Consider the following 20,525-nt stretch of genomic DNA (forward strand, 5'->3'; position numbering starts at 1 on the left):
TTAATTATAACAATTACTTTTTTAGTTGCTTTCTATTTAGGTATTCGTGCTCGTAAAGGGCAGGAAATGCAGCTAGAACAATGGGCAGTTGCTAATCGTAACTTCGGTTCATTAATCATGTTTGTACTAATGGCAGGAGAAATGTTTTCAACCTTTGTGTTTTTAGGTGCAAGTGGAGGAGCATACAGAATGGGGGGCCCTGCCATCTATATATTTTGTGCGCTAACTTATATTGTACCGTACTGGATTTTACCTCCTATTTGGCGTTACGCAAAAAAACATGGCTTACTTACACAATCTGATTTTTTTGCGAAGAAATATGACAGTAAGACGTTGGGATTATTAGTGGCAATTGTTGGTGTCGTTTCTATGATTCCATATATCGTTCTACAGTTAAAGGGATTTCAAATCATTGTATCAGAAGCTTCTTATGGAAAAATTTCACCGACTTTAGCCGTATGGATAGGTATGATCGCAGTTACGATATTTGTTTATGTATCCGGGATTCATGGCTCGGCATGGACAGCCGTTTTAAAAGATCTTCTCATGCTCATCGTTATTCTATTTCTAGGTATTTATCTACCCTATCACTATTACGGTGGCATCAAGCCGATGTTTGAAACATTAGATGCTGCAAAGCCGGGATTTTTATTACTGCCTGACGAAGGGCTTAGTATATCCTGGTACATTTCTACATGTTTAATCATTGCTTTGGGACAGTATATGTGGCCACATTGCTTTGGTGCAAGTTTATCATCAAAGGATGAAGGGGCATTGCGCAAGAATGCAGCCATTTTACCAATTTACCAAATTGTTTTAGTGTTTATACTGTTTATCGGATTCACTGCTCTTTTACAAATACCGAATTTAAAAGGAGCAGAGTCAGATTTAGCCTTATTTAAAATAGCAAAAGCAACATTTGACCCATGGTTTGTAGGGGTCATAGGAGCTGCAGGTTTGTTGGCGGCGCTTATCCCCTGTTCCATGTTACTGCTAACAGCGTCTACGATTTTATCAAAAAATATTTATAAGGCTATGAAACCGAATACAACCAACGAACAACTTGCGCGATTAACTCGTATTTTCGTACCTGTCGTTGCGTTAACTTCTTTATTTTTTACTTTTTATGGTGGAAACACAATGGTTGCATTGCTAATCATGGCTTATAGTTTTGTATTACAATTATTTCCATCTTTACTTTTTAGTTTATGGAAGAAAAACCCTGTTACCAAACTGGGTGCTTCTGCCGGGATAATAGCTGGTGTAGCCACGGTTGCTTATGTAACAATTACCAATATGACTATGGGTACCTTGTTTCCTAAATTTCCACAGTTTATAAAGGATCTTGATATTGGTATAGTAGCGATTACGATTAATATAGTAGTTATGTTACTAGTTAGTGCTGTTACTAGTACAGCAAAGGTGAAAGCGGATATTGAGAAAAGAGTTACTTTTGAATAAAACGATACGGAAAAAACAGAGGGGCGAATAATTTGGAGATAACACAAATCTTGATAGAAAAAAATGTTCCATGTACGATGCGAGACGGGACAGTGTTGTATGCCAATATTTATCGACCGAATCAGGAAGGGGAATTTCCCGTATTATTGACACGACTTCCTTATGGCAAAGATTTGCCCTTTTATTCACACCGCTACCTTGACACAAACCGCCTTGTCAGCAATGGCTATGTTGTCATCATCCAGGATGTTCGGGGCCGTTATCATTCTGAAGGGGAATTTCATCCATTCACATATGAAGCTGAAGACGGTTATGATACGGTAGAATGGGCGGCCTCATTGCCTTATTCTTCTGGAAAAGTCGGAATGTTCGGTCTATCTTACTATGGATTCACGCAATTGCTGGCAGCTGCCGAGCGCCCGCCGCATTTGCATGCAATTTTCCCGGCTATGACATTGAACGACCAGAGGGATGGTGGTTTTTACCAAAATGGTGCCTTGGGATTGGGACTTATGGAAACGTGGACGCTTGAATCCATTGTACCGGATCTTTTAAGGAGAAAACACAGGGATGCAAAGTCTTATGCTGAAGCGATAAAAAAAATGGCGAACAGTATGAATCATATTGATGAGTGGTACCGATATGCACCGATCAAGGATTGGCCGCCTATAGAAGAGCTTGGTGTCGCGGAGTTTTTCTTTGATTTTATGAACCGTAACTTGGAAGATGATGTTTGGAAGAAAACAAGTATCGTCGATAAGTATGATCGATTCAATGTTCCGGCCTATCATGTCGGAGGATGGTACGATTGTTTTTTGAACTCCACGATTCAAAACTACACGGAAATGAAAAAGAAAGCGGACGGTAAGGCAAAACATTATCAAAAAATAATTATCGGACCCTGGGGACACGGAGACTTCCGTACTGGTCTCGGTGAACGGTCATTCGGGGTTCATTCATCCGGGGACTGGATCGATCTGCGCGAAGATCTCACCCATCTTCATCTGCGCTGGTTTGATTATTGGCTAAAAGGAAAGGATACGAATATTACCGAAGAAGCGCCGGTTAAAATCTTTGTAATGGGAATGAATAAGTGGCGTGATGAATATGAGTGGCCGCTTGCCCGCACAAAATACGTGCCATACTACTTCCACAGTGAAGGCGGAGCCAATACACGATTCGGCGACGGAAGGTTATCAACGGAAAAACCGGGGGATGAGACGGTCGACCGATTCGTATATGATCCTAAAAACCCGGTTCCGACTCATGGAGGAGCTACATTATATGATGGCGTGAATACGATGGGACCGCGTGATCAAAGGCGTATTGAGGAAAGAGAGGATGTCCTGGTCTATACTTCGGAACCTTTGAAAGCGCCACTGGAAGTGACGGGGCACGTTAAAGTGAAGCTTTGGGCAGCAACGGATGCGAAAGATACCGATTTTACTGCGAAGCTGGTAGATGTCTTGCCTGACGGAACGGCTTATAATTTAACCGATGGAATCGTTCGTGCTAGATATCGAAACGGCTACAAACCTGAGGCGGATTTAAATGGGGAAGTGGTTGAGTATGAGATTGATTTGTGGGCGACCAGTAACGTTTTTCTTCCGGGCCACTGTATAAGGGTTGAAATATCCTCCAGTAATTTCCCGCGTTTTGACGCAAATCCGAATACAGGGAAAACGATGAAAGATAGCGGTGAAACGAAGCCCGCGAAACAAACCGTTTATCATAACGAGAAATATCCCTCACATGTGATTCTTCCAATCATTCCTGTTGAGGAAGTGTAATCTTCATTTGATTTAGGATTAAACATGAAACCCTGCCTTTTAAAAGGCAGGGTTTCAGCTTGAAAGCCGTTCCGAATCTGAAACGGCTGCTTTAGTTCATAAAATTAATGAAATCGGACACTATCGTTATTTTTTCATTTTCTGAAACAGGAAGATAAGCGATCCAATGATTAAGATACCAATGATAATAAAGCCAATCATAAAAGCGGAATTCTCTTGCTGTTGTTCCTCATTTTGATGATCCGTATTTGATTGTTCGGGCGCTGGCTGTGTATCTTCCTTAGACGGCGCTCGTCTTTCTCCCGCCTGCTCTCCTTGCGGAACTTTCACCTGAAAAGAAAGATTCCCTCTGAGCGGATGACCGTCTTCTCCAATGTTCATCCAACGAACTTTATAGCTGCCGTTTGGTAACGGCTTGTCTAACGTTGCCTTTAATACCTTCCCTTCCGTATCGATACTACGTACCGGAACGCTGTCCCCTTGCTCATTTTTTATTTCTATCTTGCTTCCGCGTTCAATATTTCCGCTAAATTGTATCGTAATTTCTTGGATGGGGTGGGTTACCACCTCCCCGTTTTTAGGTGAACTGCTTTTCAAACCAGAATGAGCAAATACTTGTGTCGTTATGAGCATAAAGGAAAAAAGCAAAAAAAGTATCCTCTTTTTCATGACATCCAACTCCTTATTTCTCTCTATATTTTGCGAATTTCCTATCCCATTATACGAATAACTAAACGATTCCATTCATCTAACGCCACCTAAGAAGTGGCATTTTATATATATCGCAGATTTCCCGACATAACCATAGCCCACATGAGCTATCTTAACCCATGCAGTAATTGGTTATGATATATATGTATAGAAGTAGAAGGATATTTAGAGATTACTATGTAAGGGAGAGGGCTTCTATGTCTTATCGTCTTTTGCAAGTGCTTACCGTTGTTTTACCTACGTTACTAATTGGAGGGTTTGAGTATATTCGCCATGAGTTCCTGCTTGAGCACTTATCGATGGAAACAGGAAATGTGTATATTACGGTTCTTACGTTTGTTCTTTCCCTTTTGTTTTCTTTCTGGGCATTCCATATTATCCGCACAACGAATGAACGACTCGCTCAGGAACAGGCAAGACGGGCTGTGTATGAAGAAAGGGAGCGGCTTGCTCGTGAGCTTCATGATGGTATCGCCCAGTCCCTTTTCTTTCTCAATATTAAACTCAGGCAGGGTCATATCGAGGATGCTTCTCGTGCTGTTTCCATGATTGATAACCATGTGCGTCAGGCTATTTTTAATCTGCGTTCTTTACCCGAAGAGGGGGGGACACTGACCTCCCGGCTTACAAAGTGGCTTTCTGAATGGAGTTCAGTAACGGGTATTGACGTAGAAGAAGAAATTGAACTTCCTGCTGCATTATTCACGCCAAAAGAGGAGATACAAATCTTTGCGATTATTCAAGAAGCGTTTGCGAATATTCGCAAGCACTCCGGAGCTTCTAATGTAACCATTGAATTGAAAGGAGGAGAAGATGGGTGGCGACTGAAGATTGTTGATAATGGTTGTGGGATCGAAAGCGCTGCGATACCGGTAAAGAAATATGGGATTTTCATGATGAAGGAACGCGCAAAAGAACTTGGGGCAAGCTTTCATCTTTCTAATCGAGAGACGTGTGGAACAGAAGTGATTGTGACAAAGGAGAGGCAAAAATGAAGCAATATAGCGTTGTGATTGCGGATGACCATCCACTGGCACGGGAAGGCATTCGAAGTGTGTTAGAGGGAGATGAATCCTTTGTTATTGTAGGGGAAGCCACAGATGGGCAGGAAGCGTTTGAGCTTTGTAGAGAACTGCAGCCCCATTTACTTCTTCTCGATATTAATATGCCTGGAGTAAACGGGCTGGAAGCGGTTCGGAAAATTAGAATGACCTATCCTCGAATCCATGTTGTCATGTTAACTGTTTCGGATGATGTGAAAGATTTGTTTACCGCCATTCAATTCGGTGCGCAAGGATATTTACTAAAAAACATGGAGCCCGGCGACTGGATAACGTACCTACATGCTTTGCTTGGAGACAATACAGAAGTATCTCGAGAAATAGCCAGTCGGTTATTGTATCGTTTTCGTACAGGGAGCACCTCTGATGAACCGGGTCTAAGCTCTTTGACTGCGCGAGAACGCGAGATACTTTTCTGGGTTGCAGCGGGTGAGACAAATAAACAAATTGCTCATCGTCTTGTCATTGCGGAAAACACCGTAAAGAATCATATAAAAAACTTGTTAGAAAAACTTCACCTTGATAACCGTGTGCAGCTAGCCGCTTATGCTGTTCGTCATGGTCTGGCAGCGGACTAGATTTCCTAATAAAGAATATTATGCAGACAAAGTAGAATATATAGGTGCCAAGATGACCCGTTCGAGTCATTTTCCGATTCTTATTGCAGATCTAAAATAAATACCGTAAGGCTTCATTTACCCCATTTTATTATATCAAGACATAGAGAGGACAAAATTTATGAAACAAGTAGCAAAGGTATTTTTATCATGCTTTTTACTTCTGTTTGTTTTTGCTAACGTAGCGAGTGCTCATGTTGTCGTATTACCGGAGGAAACGACACAAGGAGCATACGAAGTATTTACTGTCCGTGTACCTACGGAAAAAGAGATTCCAACAACGAAAGTACAAGTAACGTTCTCCAATGACGTAAAGGTTTCGCGCTTTGAACCAAAACCAGGTTGGAAATATGAGATAACGAAAGATGCAAATGATAAAATCACAAGCGTTACATGGATTGCCACAGGAAATGGGATAGGTGCCACAGAATTTGAGCAATTCAATATGCAAGGAAAGGTAAGCGACACCGCAAAGGAAATCGTTTGGAAAGCAGTACAAACGTATAAAGATGGGAGTGTAGTAGAATGGGTTGGTGCAGAGGATTCTGACTCCCCGGCATCTGTTACAAAGGTACATCCCAAACAAGAAAATACACAAACAGACCATCATAGCCATCATGCAACAAGTCCAACGAAAGAAAATACAAGCGAAACGAGTGGGCAAACAGACAATACATCCAATCTTCCCCTGTATATTTCTCTCGTTGCATTAGTGCTAGGAATCGTTGCTATAGTGGTATCATTACGAAAAAGAACGTAAAGAGACATCATCCTGTGTTCATCAAGTTAGGAAGGAGTAAAACCTTATGAGAAAATGGATTGGCCTTATCGTTGTAGGAGTCATTTTTGTGCAATTAGTAAATAGTAGCGTAGTCGGTGCTCACACTGTAAAAAAGACATCTTCACCAGCTCCTGACAGCCTGGTGACTGCTTCTCACGCTTCTAAAGGTGTTCGAGTATTTGTGAATGGTAAAGAGTTAGCAGGGAAAGTGCCTGCACGAATCATTGACGGACATACCCTGGTGCCCATTCGTGATTTGGCAGAATCACTCGGGAAACAGGTAGAGTGGGAACCGAAAGAACAAATCGTTACCATAAGTAATGGTACAATAAACGCTCATCATCATGAAATCTATCTACACCCGGCTGGAACTCCTGCTCCGTCAGTCAAACTTGAAGTCAAACCAGATGCAAAGAGTGGATTTAATGTACATGTGGAAACTTCCAATTGGACATGGGCTCCTGAAAATGTAAATCGCGCCGCTACGCCGAATCAGGGGCATGCTCACTTGTACGTAGATGGAGTAAAAGTGGCGCGTATGTATGGCCCATGGTATCACTTAGATGGCCTTGAGCCTGGCTCTCATGATATAACGGTGACATTGAATGCAAACAATCATGCGGAGTACGCCCTGGATGAAAACCATAAACTTGTGTCTACCGTCTCTATCGTATATTCTCCCGCACAGCAAGATGAACAAAAAAATCACACACACTAACTGTTAGAAGTTCTGATACAAAAAGCACCGTGTAGCTAAAGCTTGCGGTGCTTTTTATTTTTCCACCTTATAAAATTTCCGTTTCGTTGTTGCTTCCAATAAGCAATTTTTATATAGAAGTAAATTATTAGGGAATCTAACAAAAAGTCCATTTTGTTAGTTCTTGAATCACATAGTAGTTAATTGAATTTTCTTTTATTGGAAGAGAGTGGTATGAGTAGACTGAATTCAAATGAACCATTCAATGATAGGGGAAAATCAGCAGAAGGTAGCGACGTAAAGTTAAAAAAATTGTGATAGCCGAACTACCAATATTTTAAGCTGGATATTCCTTATCAGGGTATCCAGCTTTTTAATTTATAAAGAGGAAGGGATGACAGATGGAGGATTTTAAAGCGATTATTTTTAGCGTGGGGAACGTAAAATTTGGCATAGACATTAACCGAGTGTTCTCCATTGATAGGATGGCATCTGTCACGGTTTTACCGAGATTGCCATCGTATATGAGGGGGGTTTTAGAGTTACGAGGAGAAGTAATTCCTCTTATTGATTTACGCCAATTCTTATTAGAATATGACGATTCTGAGGAAATGAATAGTACTCGAATCATAACAGTGAAAGTAGATGAACAACCTATTGGATTAGTAGTGGATGCGGCCACGGATGTGTTGAACATTTCCGCTCATACCATTCAAAGACCAAATCTCGATTACGAAGACATCTCGTTTATTTTGGGGGTTTCAAAGTTAAACGAAGATTTGTTAATCTTGTTGGACATTGATAAATTATTAGAAAATATAACAAATTTAAAAGAATTGCTACAAAGAATTTGATGAATAACGGGAATGAAGGGAAAGGGAAAGATGAAGGATAAAAATTATATTTTAAATATTATGGCTTTTATTGTATTTATGATTATTGGAACACTACCTATCATATTAAGTTTTTGGATTACCAATCATTTTTACGGATTTGTTATTGTTTTGTTGTTGTCTATTGGTGGTTTTATGATTTTTAGAAATATCATCATAAAGCCAATTATGGAATTAACCGAGCGTTCACAGGCCGTACTGGAAGGCGATTTAACGCAAGAAGTGGCTGTGAAGGCAAAGGGGATTATTGGAATTTTGGCTACAACTATCAATGGGATGACGGAAAGTTTACGTAATTTAGCAGTAAAGATTCAAAGTGATACAAACGAAATCAAAGAAACAGCAGGGGCTTTGTCTGAAGTAGCAAATATATCAGAAACGACAACGCAAGAATTAGCAGCAAGTTTAGAACAGGCTTCTTCTAATACGCAAGAACAAAACGCAAATATCGAAGAACTTCAAGCCGCTTTTGAAGAAATGAGTGCTTCTATCGAGGAAATTGCAGCTTCAACCCAACAAGCCAGTGCGGTAGCAACCCAAGCAATAACAACCTCAGAAGACGGGGTAAATGCTGTTGAGAATGTAAGCAATCGCTTAGACTTGATTGCAGACAGTACGCAATTGTTAGAGGGGATAATTGGAAAGTTGGAGGAAGGGTCAAAACAAATCTCAGAAATGGTGGCAATGATCACGCATATGTCGGAACAAACCAATTTATTGGCTCTTAATGCAGCGATTGAAGCGGCACGAGCGGGTGAACATGGACGTGGTTTTGCTGTTGTTGCAGGAGAAGTAAGGAAATTGGCAGAAGAGAGTGGAAATGCAGCTCAAAACATTGTAAAGATTGTGACCGATAATCAAAAGGATACTCAACAAGCGGTGGATGTTATTTCAAGAATTAGAAATGAAGTTATGGGTGGTCAAGAATTAGCAACAAAGGCCAAAGAAGCATTAACTATCATTATGAACAGTACAAAAGAGATTGATGCAAATTCATCCCAGGTTGCTGCTGCTGTTGAACAGCAATCGGCGGTTATTGAAGAGATTACAAAATCGGTGGAATTTATTGCGAATAGCGCACAACAAATTGCGGCTGCGGCTCAGCAGGCGAATGCGGCAGTTGAAGAACAATCGGCAACTGCTGGTGAATTAAAAAATTCTTCTTCGCGATTAGGAATTTTAACCAAAGAATTACAAACATTGGTTGGTCACTTTATAACAAAATAAAAAAGCAAAGGCCCGCCGTTTTGGCAGGAACTTTTTTAAGCAAGTACAGTCAGTCTCATCTGGATTGTCTATTTTGTTTTGACATCATACAACAAAAATCGAGCCGCCCAGAACCGGGCGGCTTCTCTATAGGGTAATAGAATGCGTGTTATCAGGCCTCCCCACTTCTGAACCGGGATTAAATTCCTATTATTGCAAGATAAAAACGATTAAGTTATACACTATATTCATAGTGTAAAAAGGAGATACGAATGATAAAAGAATACAGAAAATGTGAAAATTGTTGGTGGGCAAAAGATGAAGGATGTATGAGAAAATTCTGCTGTTTTAATCACTTTTGGATAAACAACCCTGAGCATTTATGTTATGCATGGCGTCCAATAAATTCGGAAGAAAAACATGCGTATTTAGAAAAGTACGGTTACGAACATAAAAGAGTAGGAATCATTCCGAAACTATAGTAAGGTTAAAAATAACGGCTTCTTTTAGCCATTTCCATATTCGCTCTATTGGATTCAGGTCAGGCGAATACGGTGGCAAAAAAGTCGCCATCGTCTGCATTCACCTCTTTTTTGCTTTTATTGCACTAACGGGAATGAGCCGTCTGTGGTTCCGATTTTAGCGAAGTGGTTTGAGATAAAAGCGCCTAGTGATAGATTAAAAATCATATTCAGGATAGGTGCAATCGCCCCAAGCTCGCCTATAAACCTAAAAGCTACTATCGCAGCAAGGGCTGTATTGCACAGTCCAACCTGAAACAATATAGCACGAGCATCTGGTTCACTAACCTTAAGCTTTTTGGCGATGAAATAAGCAGCCGCCATCGGAAGCACAACTTGAATGAACGTCGCAATCGCGATGAGAGGAAGCAATCGTATTTCTGAAGAAATGGCTTCCTTTCCGCTTCCTACAATCGTATGAATAATTAGCAACAGGGATACGGAAGATCCGAGTTTCGTAACAGTCTTTGAATAAGACGTAGACTGAGGAAGAACCCGTTGAATAAATAGACCAATGCTTAAGGGGAGTACAACAATAAACAGAAACGATTGTAATAAGCTAAAGATTGAAATGGTTACTTGTGTGCTGGAAATCCCCATCATCGAAAGAGGAGTAACAATAGGGCTAATAACTACATCCAGTAAAGAAGCGGCGATCACCAGTGATGCGTTTCCACCTGCCAGAAAAGTATAGATCGTTGCTGCAGTGGCGCTTGGGACCGTTCCTGATAAAATCAGACCTGCTGCAATTTCCGGTTTGGACCAGAAGAAAAGGTAGGCGAGCCCAATCGAAATAAAGACAGTAAGTGTCCACTTTAATAGGGTTGCTAAAACCAGCTCTCGCTTTTTTGTTCGAATCTCTTTAATGGCTTCTATATTCATCGATAGTCCCGTGCAAAAAATTACTACACCCAGAAGTAAGCTTGGAAACCATGGGGCAACTTTCCAATAAACGGGTGAAAGATATGTGCCAATAGCCATTAATACAGTTAGCAGGGGCAACCTTCTAGAAATAAATTCATTAAGCAGCTTCATTTAAACTTCCCCTCACGGTAATCAGCGATTGCTTGTCTGATTTCCTCTTCCGTATTCATGACGAACGGTCCATATGCAACAACAGGCTCTTTAACAGGCTCGCCGGCATAGAGCAGGAGGCGAAGCTTCTCTTTAGCACGAATGGCTATTTCACTTTCTTTTGAATGATTACCAGGGCCGAGCAACAATGCCTGATTTTTCTTTCCCTCGGTTTCGTTGGTGCCGAAATATCCGCTGCCCTCAAGGATATAAATGAACCCGTTATAGCTTCCGGGAAGATCTTGAGTCACGGTAACTCCCGGCTCCAGCTGCATTTCTACCATAGTTACCGGAACGTGATTTAATGTGCTTGCGGTAACCCCAGCAGATGATCCGGAGAAGACACGAATGACGGCGCCTTCTTCATGGCGTACCGGCATATCCTTTGCGCGCAGGTTTTGATAGCGGGGCTCTATCATCTTTTTCGAACGCGGGAGATTGACCCATAATTGCAAACTATGCACGGTATTTCCGACAGCTGCCGTTTCTTTATGAATGACTCCGCGTCCGGCTGTCATCCATTGTGCGTCTCCTGGTTCTAATTGATCTTCCCCGCCATAATTATCGTAATGTTCAAGCGTCCCTTCAATGACATACGTTACCGTTTCGATGCCGCGGTGGGGATGAAAATCGAACACGCCATGCTGGAACCAGTCTTCCGCAAGAAACAAAAACGGGTCGTATTCTTTCCAATTTCCGGGCTCAAGAATCTGGCCGACTTTATGGATTGGGCTTTGTTGTTTATGATGAACCGTCCAAACACGGGCAATGTCTCTTCCTTTCATACGGAAACCTCCATTCGTTTTTTCACTAATTATATTATAGTATCTAACTATAAAATAATAAACGCATATCGTATAAATAAAGCGCTCTTTTTTTGCTTTGTTTTTTGTGATACAAAAAATGCGAAGAGAAATTGCAAATAAAAAAAAGGATGCCGATATCGTATCCCTTATAAATGAGCTTTACTCAAAACTGTTTTCTTGTGATGCAAGGCATAATAAATCACAGCGGTACAGGCAACGATTAAACCTCCAATGAAATACATCGTATGATAGTTTGTTTCCGAAGCAACAATACCGAGGACATAAGATCCTAATCCGTAGCCGGAATCAAAAAGCACGAAGTAAGTCGCCGTTGCCAGCCCTCTCCGATGACTTGGCGCCGATTTAACGGCAATCGCCTGGAAACTGGGGAGAAGTACACCATATCCCAATCCGATTAATCCGCCTGCTACTAAAAAGACAAATGGCGTTTGTGCCTGGCTTAATCCGATCATGCCCACAGTAAAGAGGAAGATACCGGGATATACGAGAGCATTCTCGCCTAATCGGTCAAATAGCTTTCCGGTAATCGGCCTTGGCAATACAATCATCGTGGCAAAAACGACGAAGAAATAGCTTGCAATCTGCTCCATTCCTAATTCTTTCGCATAAACAGAGATAAACGTTGTGATGGCTCCGTATGAAAAAGCCAAAAGGCTGCCCGATAATGATATCGGAATAGCTTTCGGTTCAATAAATGTCTTCCAACCCGATGCCTGTTCCGTCTTCTTTTCAATCGTGCGTTTCGGAATTCTAGCCATGATTGCACAAAGAAAGGATAATAAAGCGAAAATGATGCATGCCGTAAACAAAATAAAAGCACCGTAATTTGTTATAATCGTAAGGCCTACAAAAGGACCGATAACCATTGCCAAACTCATAAAAAGGCTAAAGTAGCCGATGCCTTCCCCTTTGCGATGATCAGGAATAAGGTCAAGTACAATCGTTCCCGTTGCAGTCGTGGCAATCCCGAATGCGACACCGTGAAGAAAACGCAGGGCAAGCAGAGCGGAAAAGCTGTTGATTTCTATATACAGAATAGTACAAACCATAAAGAGAGCTAATGAAATAAATACGAGTTTTTTTCTATTGAGTTCATCAACCCATTGTTGAGCGGTAACGAATAAAATAATGATTTGCAAGCAAAAAAATAATAGCAACGGGAAAACTGGAAATTTTGATCGGCTAGGAATCCAAATTAGGGCCATTTGAGGACGCTAATTGCCGTATAATTCGATAGCACGTACTGACGCTTCCAATTCTCCAACCCTTCTCTTCAGCGACAATGAGAAGTTTTTTATAGATAGAGAGAACGGAGGGAGGGGGTGATTGCTGATACATGGATACAATATACTCCACTGCACGCCTATCCATGCTGCGAAATTGTTTTGCCTGTTTGCCATACTTCAATTCATCACGCATTTTCTTGGGGATTAGGCCAAGTAGACCATATTTTTTATAGATATCCGTCCAGCGGTATAAAGTCTGGACAGAGACGCCTGCGGACATGGCAAGGATGCACTTTTTGTCATACGTACATCTTTCAAGTTCGAGCGCAATGGCCTTCTGTACCAGTTCCAGCCGTCTCATTAGATTTTGGTATGCTCTCTCCCCAAACTTATCATAAACCGCTGTTGCAATCGGTTTCCGTGCCTTCTTTGAGCCCCCCCGATTCAATACCTAGTACACCTCCATTCAGTTGTTTGCCCATCTTTTTTTTGTGAGACTTTTTGTTTTAATATTCTAGCGGTCAGACGTACGGTTTTAACGCTCGTCCAATTCCCAAAGGGTCTTTAATTGGGTAATGGAGCCATTCCTGTAATGAATGAATTCGAGGTTTGAATGAAAAAAGTACCTTCTGTATACTGGGGAACGTTCCGACCAAAGAACAAATCCCAGCGCAGGAGGCACTCTACAATGAAGTATAAACACGCCAGGAAACAGAATCAACGAATTCAACAAATTACCGAATCAACTCTTGTTGTCGGAGCCGACATTGCCAAGAAAACACATGTCGCCAGAGCCGTCGATTTCCGCGGAATCGAGCTCGGTAAAGACTGCGTGTTCGGCAATGACCATCAAGGCTTAACGAAACTTGTAACGTGGATGAAGGAGCTTCAGCGGCGACATCACAAGACGGAAATCGTCTTGGGGATCGAGCCCACCGGACACTACTGGTTTCCACTGGCTGAATATCTGCAGCGTGAAGGCGTAAGAGTCGTCGTTGTTAACCCGCATCACGTAAACAAGAGCAAAGAGCTTGAGGACAACTCACCGACCAAGAACGATTACAAAGACGCCAAGGTTATCGCCGATCTGGTGCGCAATGGGAAATACAGCGAGCCTAAATTGCCGATGAACGTCTACGCAGATCTTCGGATCCTGATGAATCTTCGGGAGAAGGTCATGGTTAACTTCGGCCAAGTCCAGCGCCGCATTCAGAATTGGTTAGACCGCTTCTTTCCGGAGTATGGCCAGGTGTTTAAGGACTGGGAGGGCAAGGCTTCGCTGATTACGCTGAGTGAATTCCCGACTCCGAGCGAGATTGTGGCGCTAGGTGTGGGCGCAATCGTGCGTCGTTGGAAAGAAGACGTAAAGCGCGCCGTCGGTCCCAAACGAGCGTCGCAGTTGCTTGAAACGGCGAGAACCTCCATCGGCCTTAAACAAGGACTGGCAGCAGCGAAAATTGAGCTGAAGACTCTTCTGGAGCAATACGAGATGTTCGCCAAGCAGCTTGAGGACATCATGATGGAAGTGGAGCGTTTGTTAGCTCAAATTCCGGGAACGAAAGAAATGCTGACCATCCCTGGTGTTGCCATCGTGACGCTCGCCGGCTTCCTGGCTGAAGTCGGGGACCTTAGTGGTTACGACCACGGCCAGCAGATTATTCGGCTCGCTGGCTTAAATCTAAAAGAAAACAGCTCTGGCAAGAAGAAAGGCAAATCGACGATTACAAAGCGTGGCAGATCCAGGCTTCGGGCTTTGTTGTTCCGAGCGGTGATGCCGATGGTGGCGAAGAACGCCGAGTTTAAGGCGTTGCACCAGTACTTCACGAAGCGAAGTCACAACCCGCTGAAAAAGAAGCAATCCATTGTGGCGCTCTGTGGTAAATTAATCCGAGTATTGTACACGCTAGGCACCAAACGCATTCCGTACCAGCCATCCGATGTTCTGGGGCCGGTACGTCAGGCCCAGTTACAGATGGCAGCTTAATTCAAACCATTTTCACGTTTCTCACACAGAACTTAAAATAAACCAACGACAATTGAAGCACGGAGCAGCCGTAGGATCTATTTCCATAAGGGCAACGACCCAGTAAAGGAGCAAGGAAACGGCGTCCACACCTCGAGAGGCAGAACGAAGGAATGTAAGGGCTAAGACCCAGCGTGACATAGGAGGGTAAGCCGTCGGGGGAATAGAGTGGATATCCAGAGTGCGGTCATACGACTCATCCATAGATTGGGAACAGCGTCCCAACCTCTATTCCCGCCTCCGGCTCCTCCAGAAAATTATGTCATAGCTACATGACTTCTCCATCTTTCAGGATGGTCGATGGTTGAAAATCTAAAAACGAGTGAGAAAACGCGAGAAAACATTAAATAATAGTGGGAGGAAATGGATGGCCGTCGACACAGCGACTCGACATCCCCAGCTTCTATATTGCATACGGAGTGATTGGCAATGTCCTTCTTGGCCTCATCCAAAATGTACATTGCGCGACCTACGCTCACTTGGCAATCAACAAGCAGCCGGGCAATGATGTCAATCAGGAGGCAAGTCTCAGCGTCATCGCCTTGCAGGTTAAACACGCCGCCTTGATGTCTTGTATATTCCTTGGCCAAGGCGCGAAGTTGTTCGCGATTCACAGCTTGTTCACCACCTTTCTGGCCTGCCATCATCAGGCGGGGGAGGCCAATCCCTCCGCGACGCTCCGATCAGGAGCGTTTCGGCTATTTACGCTTGCAACACGCCTCTTTCAGTTCATCCGTATTGCGGCTCGCCTGTTTCTCTTCCGTTTGCAAGTTTTGAACAATCGTCCCCACTCTTTGTAGGGGTTTTCTCCCTTTTGTCGAATACAGAGAATTGTCCTGACTCATCTAGCAGAAAGAAGGGAGGGAAGCAGATGCATGACCATTTTGATAACATTCGGCGGATTCAGCGATTGATGGAACGAATCCCTCGACTTCCAGATGGACAACCGCTTTCGATCTCCGGATGGCAAATCCCCTTAATTGAGGCGGCCCGCGCGCAGCAATGGAAGGTGGAGCAAATCCGTATGGCGCTCCAAAGCCTCCCGCCAGGCTTAAACGAATGGGGGCGTGCGCTGGAGCAGATCATCCGGCTCCCCATTGATGATGACGAGGAAGTCGAACTGCCGCAATCAATTCAAGAACCACTTCGTGAGGTTGCGCTTGAACTGGAAAGCTACGTGCCGGCAATTGAAAAGGAATGGCCCTCGACGCTTCAAGCAAATCGTCCCGATTCAATGCAAAGCGTCGTAGTTTGGGCGACCCTGATCAGCGCATTGTTCACCATTATCGGCACGACGGACTCCTTGCTCAAAAACCACCCGGAATTGTTACCGGCTATTCAGGAAAAGTTTACGTTCGTCCTACGGGAACTTTTCGCTCATTTCAGCGGCACCGAATGACGTTCCACCCATTCCCGCAAAACTTGCAGTTCGCGGTTCTGTTTTTCGATCAACTGCTCATAGCGTTGATTGAGTTGCTGGCTTTTTCGCAATTCCTGGCGTTGGGAGATCGCTTGCTCAATATCGAGGATGTTCAAGCAGAAAGCGATCGTTGCCGTAAACAAATAGAGCAAGCTGATCCAAGTCATCCAGCGAATCCGCCTGTAATAAACGGCCTCAATGTTCGCAGGCTGCGGAGAACATTTTGCTTTCTGGCGGCGAAAATGCATCCGAATTGCTTGGAACAATGTTCTCACCTGCCTTTCTCATCCTGCTATCAACAGGCAGAGGAAGCATGACCCAACGACGCCCCGATCAGGGGCGTCCTCCGCATCATTAACGCGATGTGATGGCCCAGACCGCTTCCTCGTAGCTGCAAAAATTTCGTTCAGCGAACTCTTTCGCCTTTTGATGAAGTTCCAGCCGCTCCGTATCAATTCGGTCGCCTGCGACAAGTCCGAGCTGTTCTTTTTCGTCAACGGGGAGAAATCCGCCCCGTTCCATGAGTTCCAATATGAGATTTTTGAAAAAATCAAGCGGCGACATTCGAACGCGCTCGCCATCGGACGAAAATTCGACCGTTCGTTCGTCGGGCAAGGCTGACATAAACTCAGCCAACCCATGCCGAAGGGCAGGGGGAAGCTTTCCCTCGTGAGCAGCGATAAATGCCGCTATCTCGCGTTCGCGTTGCAACGCTTTTCGCAGCCGCTCGTTCCATTCCTCGTTCGACAATCCCGGTTCCCTCCTCTCTTCTCCGATAAAATCAAGGTCAACGTATACGCTGCCGTGTTCGGCAAATTCAATTGGTTGCAATCCCTCAACAGCGGGAGCCGCCGCGCCAAGGAACCCGACATGTCGGAGCGTCCATCCGCGATCTGTGTTCCGCAGCCGAACCGAAACCTTTTTATAACGTCCGGCATTGACGGCAGAGGCAAATTCGGGCGTCACATCGGCGAAGGTCGCCAGCAGCTTCCCGCCGACTCGCTTCAAACCGCTGATCCAGCCGTAAACATGTTTTTCTTCTTGGGGATGGCCGATCACGATGGGCGCTTTGAACTGAACTGGATCGTAATTGTTTACGATCTGTTGGAGTTCGTTCTCTGTAAAGCTCCCCTGCGGTTCATAACGGCCAGAACGAAAAATCTCATACCATTTCATTGTGCAACCCTTAACCGTTCAAGCCGCGGGCTTCGCGATAACCATCGTAGAACGGTTTATCCGAGCCGTATACTTCCATGCCTGTAATGAAGTATTCGGACGATGGGCGAAGCTCAAAGCGGGTATAAGAACCTCCGCGCTGACGTTCCCGGCCCGGGTCCTTGCGCATCAAAATGTCCTCTCGTTCTTCGTGTTTCATCCATGCCACGCCATAAACACGGCCCAGTTCTTTCAGAAGCTCGTTGTATTGCACCTTGAGATGAAGCAGTTCCTGAACGATCCGCTCATGTTCTTTCGCGCATTCGTTGTCTATAAACGACTGGGCTTCTTTTTCAGCAGCTTGCAGCAGTTCGAGTTCAAGCTCCTGCCATTCCGGTTCGGCGGCGGCCATTTGCCGCTTCAACTCTTTCAATTGGGCTTCGGCAATCTTCAACTGGCGTTCCACTTCGTTATAGTTGGAAGCTTCCCCTTTGCCTTCTCGCAGGAGGCATTCATGCAATTGATCTTTCAAAGAAGCGATCTGTTGATTCAGTTCGCTTTGCCGATCGTTCCAGGCGTTCCGCTGCTCCGCGATCCGCTTGTCCAGCGCGTATAATTCCTCCAGCTTTTTGTTCGGTTGTACGGTAAACATCGTTCTTATTTCGCTCCTTTGCTTTGCAAATTGTATTTATTGTCAGAGAGACTCACTCGCACCAACGATTCGGATACACCAAACTTCCGGGCAATATCCTTATAGTCCAACCCTCTTTTAAACTCGATTGGCATCAGACGTTTGAGAAGTGTTATTGTCGCCTTGCTGTACTTCGGCAAATATTGATAAGTGCCGCCAAAATGAAACGCCAGCTTCAACGCATTCTCAATTCCGATCACCCGAGCGATGTCGTTATATGGTCTCGGTAAGTCGTCGGGCTGTGATTCCTTGATGACCGGGCTGAAATCAATTTCGTACACCTGTTTGCTCACCTCGACTTATTTTATTTTGAAGTGCAATGCGTCCGTTTCTGTAATCGATTGTATGACATATTCGTGCGCCCCGACCTTCAATATGAAAACAAAAAAAGAGAGGGTTAGATCATCGCCCTCTCTTTCGTCTGTGACGGAACAATGCCGAAGCCTTCGGATAATTTTTTCATCAATCGGACTTTTGCCCGCCATACCGTCGCCTCGCTCATATGCAAGGCCATGCTGATCGCAACATAAGACTTTCCCTGCTGGATCATCTCCAGCAGCTTCCGTTCTTCTTCGCCCAGTTCCCGAAGCACCTGCTCGATTCTCTCTACACGGTCAAACTCGTGATAATTGAACAAATCTCGGGAGCGCGGCAGGTTCTTCTTCCATTGGGGATAGGCTTGAATCCACCGTTCCGCCTCGCGGCATGACTCATCCCTCAGATTTCCCAAGTTCCGCGTCCCTCCTTTGTGTCAATATCCTCAAGAAGTCGCGGCGGGAGAAAGGAGCCGTTTTAATCCATTGCCGTGACGCAAACCGACAGCATAGTAAATTTTTGTTTTCTCCGCTTCTTTCTCTGCGAATGCGTTGTCCAATTCGAGGAGTAATTTCACCTTGTCGGCTGGGAGATCGCGTTTTATCGTATCGAACAATTCCATTGCTCGTTGGCTGGCTGTCGTGTATGCCTGATCTCTTTGCAGGCAGGTATTAATTTGCTCGTCCATGGCAAACATCACATCTTCGGCTGAAATTTCAGACGGTGTATTCGTGAGATTTTCCGTTTGAATCGCTCGTGCGAGCGTTTGACAGTTCAAGAATTTCGCCAACTCGTAACCGTGCTGCACGCCGACCATATACAACGCCCGTTCGTATTCCGCATGCATGGTCGTATCCGCGTCGGACAGTCTCGTCAACAGATGCCGCTTGTCATCTGGCAGCAAGGTCTTCACTTCATGTTCAAGACTGCTCACTTCCGCAGCGGCTTGTTTATACCGATCGCCTTGACATGCCAGCGTTTGGGCTTCCTCGCGCGCATCATAGATCAAATGATTCCAGTTAATACCCATACTCTCACGCCCTTTCAATGTGTGGATAGTCCAAGGCTTCTGGAAAACGAAGCAACGCCGCCAAATTTGCGCCATATTGCATACCACGGAGAAACAACGCTTCTTTGAACAAGTCATCGATTTGCGCTTCGGCCACATACAGTTCATCCAGAAGTTGCTTTTGCTCTGCTGGCAGCGCCGCCTCGATTCGATCATAGGTTTGACTGAATTTTTTCTTCAAAGCTTGATAGGGAGCTTCGGACAGCAGCCGCTGCTCGATGTGATTGCAGATCGCGATCAAGATATCCGCCTTTTGTCTATTGAAAAATTCCATTGCCGTTTCCATGCGAGAATGTCTCCTTCCCCTGAACATTTGAACTTCTAGCCTGACCATCCAGCCAGCACGTTCGGAAACCGCGTTATCACGCGTGATAACGGCCCTCTACGGACGGAAGAATGGTTTTATACCCGCCCGGATAAAAAAGGGCGTAGAGAGCGTTTTTTCAGCCGTGCTTATTTTGCTGTCGGGCCAGTACATTCTTTAAAGATTCGATCAGATCGGAGGCGCGTTTCGGCGTCAACCAATCGATATGATCGACCTTGTAATATTTGCGAATAAAGTTTCGCAAATGGGCGGGGTCGTCCGCCCATCCCAACTCCTTTTCCAATTGCTTGATCTTCCAATGCTGCCCCTTGGAAATGCGACTCCTCGGCCTGGACTTTGCTTTTCCCGCATACACGTTGATGGCGTCGATGATCAGGCAGGCTTCTGCCTTGCTTAGGGCCGACAGACGATCCTGCCCGGTCATGCGTTGCGTGATCGCCCTCACGCTATCCTCATCCATGCCGACTTCCTTCGCCAACGCCCATATTTTCTTGAGCAGTTGCGGCGGCGTTTTATTGGATGTATCCGTTCGCATAGTACCACTCCAATTCTGCCGGGGTGATGCGTTCCAACCAGTCCCGCCGATCAACGGCATCGGCGTCGAACAAGATAGCCATGCTTTCTTGAAGGGTGAAAAGGTCGCTTAGCTGATTCATGCCGGG

At 44.6% G+C, this 20,525-nt stretch carries 27 protein-coding genes and 1 other RNA gene; 11 read left to right on the forward strand and 17 right to left on the reverse strand.

Annotated features, from left to right (window positions below; all coding sequences use genetic code 11):
- On the forward strand, positions 1-1,461 hold a 1,461-nt coding region (locus ADA01nite_RS12610), incomplete at its 5' end, for a sodium:solute symporter family protein (RefSeq protein ID WP_246147325.1).
- Between the two features lie 32 nt (positions 1,462-1,493).
- Positions 1,494-3,251, forward strand: coding sequence for a CocE/NonD family hydrolase (locus ADA01nite_RS12615; RefSeq protein WP_170230262.1), 1,758 nt, complete (start codon positions 1,494-1,496; stop codon positions 3,249-3,251).
- Positions 3,252-3,377: 126 nt separating this feature from the next.
- Here ADA01nite_RS12615 and ADA01nite_RS12620 read toward each other — a convergent pair whose 3' ends face one another.
- On the reverse strand, positions 3,378-3,920 hold the full coding sequence (locus ADA01nite_RS12620) for a copper resistance CopC family protein (protein ID WP_170230263.1): 543 nt from the start codon (positions 3,918-3,920) through the stop codon (positions 3,378-3,380).
- Positions 3,921-4,159: 239 nt separating this feature from the next.
- Here ADA01nite_RS12620 and ADA01nite_RS12625 point away from each other — a divergent pair, with 239 nt between their 5' ends.
- The 7 genes from ADA01nite_RS12625 to ADA01nite_RS22085 all read left to right on the forward strand — a co-directional run bounded on the left by ADA01nite_RS12625 (position 4,160) and on the right by ADA01nite_RS22085 (position 9,699).
- Positions 4,160-4,957: a sensor histidine kinase gene (locus ADA01nite_RS12625; protein WP_146810383.1), complete on the forward strand. Its 798-nt coding sequence runs from the start codon at positions 4,160-4,162 to the stop codon at positions 4,955-4,957.
- Positions 4,954-5,601: a response regulator gene (locus ADA01nite_RS12630; protein WP_146810385.1), complete on the forward strand. Its 648-nt coding sequence runs from the start codon at positions 4,954-4,956 to the stop codon at positions 5,599-5,601. Before ADA01nite_RS12625 ends, ADA01nite_RS12630 begins: the two co-directional genes overlap by 4 nt.
- Positions 5,602-5,761: 160 nt before the next feature.
- Complete coding sequence (locus ADA01nite_RS12635; RefSeq protein ID WP_146810387.1) at positions 5,762-6,400, forward strand: YcnI family copper-binding membrane protein; 639 nt, start codon at positions 5,762-5,764, stop codon at positions 6,398-6,400.
- A gap of 46 nt (positions 6,401-6,446) precedes the next feature.
- Positions 6,447-7,139, forward strand: a complete 693-nt coding sequence (locus ADA01nite_RS12640; RefSeq protein ID WP_146810389.1) for a copper amine oxidase N-terminal domain-containing protein — start codon at positions 6,447-6,449, stop codon at positions 7,137-7,139.
- 380 nt (positions 7,140-7,519) lie between these two features.
- A complete protein-coding gene (locus tag ADA01nite_RS12645) occupies positions 7,520-7,972 on the forward strand; it encodes a chemotaxis protein CheW (protein ID WP_146810391.1) in 453 nt (150 codons plus the stop codon).
- Positions 7,973-8,002: 30 nt separating this feature from the next.
- Entirely contained in the window at positions 8,003-9,238 is a 1,236-nt protein-coding gene (locus tag ADA01nite_RS12650) for a methyl-accepting chemotaxis protein (protein ID WP_170230264.1), read from the forward strand.
- Between the two features lie 251 nt (positions 9,239-9,489).
- Positions 9,490-9,699, forward strand: coding sequence for a hypothetical protein (locus ADA01nite_RS22085; protein WP_170230261.1), 210 nt, complete (start codon positions 9,490-9,492; stop codon positions 9,697-9,699).
- On the opposite strand, the gene ADA01nite_RS23060 is transcribed toward ADA01nite_RS22085, so the two are convergent.
- From ADA01nite_RS23060 to ADA01nite_RS12675, 5 genes are all read right to left on the reverse strand, one after another.
- A complete protein-coding gene (locus ADA01nite_RS23060; RefSeq protein WP_371863558.1) occupies positions 9,683-9,799 on the reverse strand; it encodes a transposase in 117 nt (38 codons plus the stop codon). The two genes, ADA01nite_RS22085 and ADA01nite_RS23060, sit on opposite strands and share 17 nt — an antisense overlap.
- A 17-nt stretch (positions 9,800-9,816) precedes the next feature.
- Positions 9,817-10,773 carry a bile acid:sodium symporter family protein gene (locus tag ADA01nite_RS12660; RefSeq protein ID WP_146810394.1) on the reverse strand — a complete coding sequence of 319 codons (957 nt, stop codon included), beginning with the start codon at positions 10,771-10,773 and terminating at the stop codon, positions 9,817-9,819.
- Entirely contained in the window at positions 10,770-11,597 is an 828-nt protein-coding gene (locus ADA01nite_RS12665; RefSeq protein WP_146810396.1) for a pirin family protein, read from the reverse strand. The genes ADA01nite_RS12660 and ADA01nite_RS12665 overlap by 4 nt, the downstream gene beginning before the upstream one ends.
- Positions 11,598-11,764: 167 nt before the next feature.
- A complete protein-coding gene (locus tag ADA01nite_RS12670) occupies positions 11,765-12,844 on the reverse strand; it encodes an MFS transporter (RefSeq protein ID WP_146810398.1) in 1,080 nt (359 codons plus the stop codon).
- Complete coding sequence (locus ADA01nite_RS12675) at positions 12,822-13,313, reverse strand: DNA-binding domain-containing protein (RefSeq protein WP_146810400.1); 492 nt, start codon at positions 13,311-13,313, stop codon at positions 12,822-12,824. The genes ADA01nite_RS12670 and ADA01nite_RS12675 overlap by 23 nt, the downstream gene beginning before the upstream one ends.
- A gap of 240 nt (positions 13,314-13,553) precedes the next feature.
- Between ADA01nite_RS12675 and ADA01nite_RS12680 the strand changes: the two genes are divergently transcribed.
- Positions 13,554-14,849, forward strand: a complete 1,296-nt coding sequence (locus ADA01nite_RS12680; RefSeq protein WP_146810401.1) for an IS110 family RNA-guided transposase — start codon at positions 13,554-13,556, stop codon at positions 14,847-14,849.
- A gap of 296 nt (positions 14,850-15,145) precedes the next feature.
- Here the strand turns inward: ADA01nite_RS12680 and ADA01nite_RS12685 are convergent, their stop codons facing one another.
- Both ADA01nite_RS12685 and ADA01nite_RS12690 read right to left on the reverse strand, forming a co-directional pair.
- Positions 15,146-15,502, reverse strand: a complete 357-nt coding sequence (locus tag ADA01nite_RS12685) for a hypothetical protein (RefSeq protein ID WP_146810403.1) — start codon at positions 15,500-15,502, stop codon at positions 15,146-15,148.
- A 17-nt stretch (positions 15,503-15,519) separates the two neighbouring features.
- Positions 15,520-15,588: hammerhead ribozyme type II (locus ADA01nite_RS12690), an RNA gene on the reverse strand.
- A gap of 171 nt (positions 15,589-15,759) precedes the next feature.
- Here ADA01nite_RS12690 and ADA01nite_RS12695 point away from each other — a divergent pair.
- A complete protein-coding gene (locus tag ADA01nite_RS12695) occupies positions 15,760-16,287 on the forward strand; it encodes a hypothetical protein (RefSeq protein WP_146810405.1) in 528 nt (175 codons plus the stop codon).
- Here the strand turns inward: ADA01nite_RS12695 and ADA01nite_RS12700 are convergent.
- From ADA01nite_RS12700 to ADA01nite_RS22090, 9 genes are all read right to left on the reverse strand, one after another.
- Entirely contained in the window at positions 16,266-16,475 is a 210-nt protein-coding gene (locus ADA01nite_RS12700) for a hypothetical protein (RefSeq protein WP_146810407.1), read from the reverse strand. The genes ADA01nite_RS12695 and ADA01nite_RS12700 overlap by 22 nt on opposite strands.
- Before the next feature lie 187 nt (positions 16,476-16,662).
- A complete protein-coding gene (locus ADA01nite_RS12705) occupies positions 16,663-17,367 on the reverse strand; it encodes a hypothetical protein (protein ID WP_146810409.1) in 705 nt (234 codons plus the stop codon).
- Between the two features lie 127 nt (positions 17,368-17,494).
- Entirely contained in the window at positions 17,495-18,115 is a 621-nt protein-coding gene (locus ADA01nite_RS12710) for a hypothetical protein (RefSeq protein ID WP_146810410.1), read from the reverse strand.
- A gap of 5 nt (positions 18,116-18,120) precedes the next feature.
- Complete coding sequence (locus ADA01nite_RS12715) at positions 18,121-18,435, reverse strand: Mor transcription activator family protein (protein WP_170230265.1); 315 nt, start codon at positions 18,433-18,435, stop codon at positions 18,121-18,123.
- Between the two features lie 116 nt (positions 18,436-18,551).
- Positions 18,552-18,884: a sigma factor-like helix-turn-helix DNA-binding protein gene (locus ADA01nite_RS12720; RefSeq protein ID WP_146810413.1), complete on the reverse strand. Its 333-nt coding sequence runs from the start codon at positions 18,882-18,884 to the stop codon at positions 18,552-18,554.
- A gap of 30 nt (positions 18,885-18,914) precedes the next feature.
- On the reverse strand, positions 18,915-19,499 hold the full coding sequence (locus tag ADA01nite_RS12725) for a hypothetical protein (protein WP_146810415.1): 585 nt from the start codon (positions 19,497-19,499) through the stop codon (positions 18,915-18,917).
- Between the two features lie 4 nt (positions 19,500-19,503).
- Positions 19,504-19,824 (reverse strand): DUF6809 family protein, encoded by a 321-nt coding sequence (locus ADA01nite_RS12730; RefSeq protein ID WP_146810417.1) that lies wholly within the window; start codon positions 19,822-19,824, stop codon positions 19,504-19,506.
- Positions 19,825-19,981: 157 nt separating this feature from the next.
- Positions 19,982-20,398 (reverse strand): phage protein GemA/Gp16 family protein, encoded by a 417-nt coding sequence (locus ADA01nite_RS12735; RefSeq protein WP_146810419.1) that lies wholly within the window; start codon positions 20,396-20,398, stop codon positions 19,982-19,984.
- Positions 20,376-20,519: a hypothetical protein gene (locus ADA01nite_RS22090; protein WP_170230266.1), complete on the reverse strand. Its 144-nt coding sequence runs from the start codon at positions 20,517-20,519 to the stop codon at positions 20,376-20,378. Before ADA01nite_RS22090 ends, ADA01nite_RS12735 begins: the two co-directional genes overlap by 23 nt.
- Positions 20,520-20,525: the final 6 nt, after the last annotated feature.

This window comes from Aneurinibacillus danicus (assembly GCF_007991215.1).
GTDB classification, from domain to species: Bacteria; Bacillota; Bacilli; order Aneurinibacillales; family Aneurinibacillaceae; genus Aneurinibacillus; species Aneurinibacillus danicus.

Bases quoted from the DNA above. Each gene is read 5' to 3' on its own strand.
- ADA01nite_RS12620 (WP_170230263.1), bottom strand. From the start codon at position 3,920: ATGAAAAAGAGGATACTTTTTTTGCTTTTTTCCTTTATGCTCATAACG.
- ADA01nite_RS12625 (WP_146810383.1), top strand. From the start codon at position 4,160: ATGTCTTATCGTCTTTTGCAAGTGCTTACCGTTGTTTTACCTACGTTA.
- ADA01nite_RS12630 (WP_146810385.1), top strand. From the start codon at position 4,954: ATGAAGCAATATAGCGTTGTGATTGCGGATGACCATCCACTGGCACGG.
- ADA01nite_RS12635 (WP_146810387.1), top strand. From the start codon at position 5,762: ATGAAACAAGTAGCAAAGGTATTTTTATCATGCTTTTTACTTCTGTTT.
- ADA01nite_RS12640 (WP_146810389.1), top strand. From the start codon at position 6,447: ATGAGAAAATGGATTGGCCTTATCGTTGTAGGAGTCATTTTTGTGCAA.
- ADA01nite_RS12645 (WP_146810391.1), top strand. From the start codon at position 7,520: ATGGAGGATTTTAAAGCGATTATTTTTAGCGTGGGGAACGTAAAATTT.
- ADA01nite_RS12650 (WP_170230264.1), top strand. From the start codon at position 8,003: ATGAAGGATAAAAATTATATTTTAAATATTATGGCTTTTATTGTATTT.
- ADA01nite_RS22085 (WP_170230261.1), top strand. From the start codon at position 9,490: ATGATAAAAGAATACAGAAAATGTGAAAATTGTTGGTGGGCAAAAGAT.
- ADA01nite_RS23060 (WP_371863558.1), bottom strand. From the start codon at position 9,799: ATGCAGACGATGGCGACTTTTTTGCCACCGTATTCGCCTGACCTGAAT.
- ADA01nite_RS12660 (WP_146810394.1), bottom strand. From the start codon at position 10,773: ATGAAGCTGCTTAATGAATTTATTTCTAGAAGGTTGCCCCTGCTAACT.
- ADA01nite_RS12665 (WP_146810396.1), bottom strand. From the start codon at position 11,597: ATGAAAGGAAGAGACATTGCCCGTGTTTGGACGGTTCATCATAAACAA.
- ADA01nite_RS12670 (WP_146810398.1), bottom strand. From the start codon at position 12,844: ATGGCCCTAATTTGGATTCCTAGCCGATCAAAATTTCCAGTTTTCCCG.
- ADA01nite_RS12680 (WP_146810401.1), top strand. From the start codon at position 13,554: ATGAAGTATAAACACGCCAGGAAACAGAATCAACGAATTCAACAAATT.
- ADA01nite_RS12695 (WP_146810405.1), top strand. From the start codon at position 15,760: ATGCATGACCATTTTGATAACATTCGGCGGATTCAGCGATTGATGGAA.
- ADA01nite_RS12700 (WP_146810407.1), bottom strand. From the start codon at position 16,475: ATGACTTGGATCAGCTTGCTCTATTTGTTTACGGCAACGATCGCTTTC.
- ADA01nite_RS12710 (WP_146810410.1), bottom strand. From the start codon at position 18,115: ATGTTTACCGTACAACCGAACAAAAAGCTGGAGGAATTATACGCGCTG.
- ADA01nite_RS12725 (WP_146810415.1), bottom strand. From the start codon at position 19,499: ATGGGTATTAACTGGAATCATTTGATCTATGATGCGCGCGAGGAAGCC.
- ADA01nite_RS12730 (WP_146810417.1), bottom strand. From the start codon at position 19,824: ATGGAAACGGCAATGGAATTTTTCAATAGACAAAAGGCGGATATCTTG.
- ADA01nite_RS12735 (WP_146810419.1), bottom strand. From the start codon at position 20,398: ATGCGAACGGATACATCCAATAAAACGCCGCCGCAACTGCTCAAGAAA.
- ADA01nite_RS22090 (WP_170230266.1), bottom strand. From the start codon at position 20,519: ATGAATCAGCTAAGCGACCTTTTCACCCTTCAAGAAAGCATGGCTATC.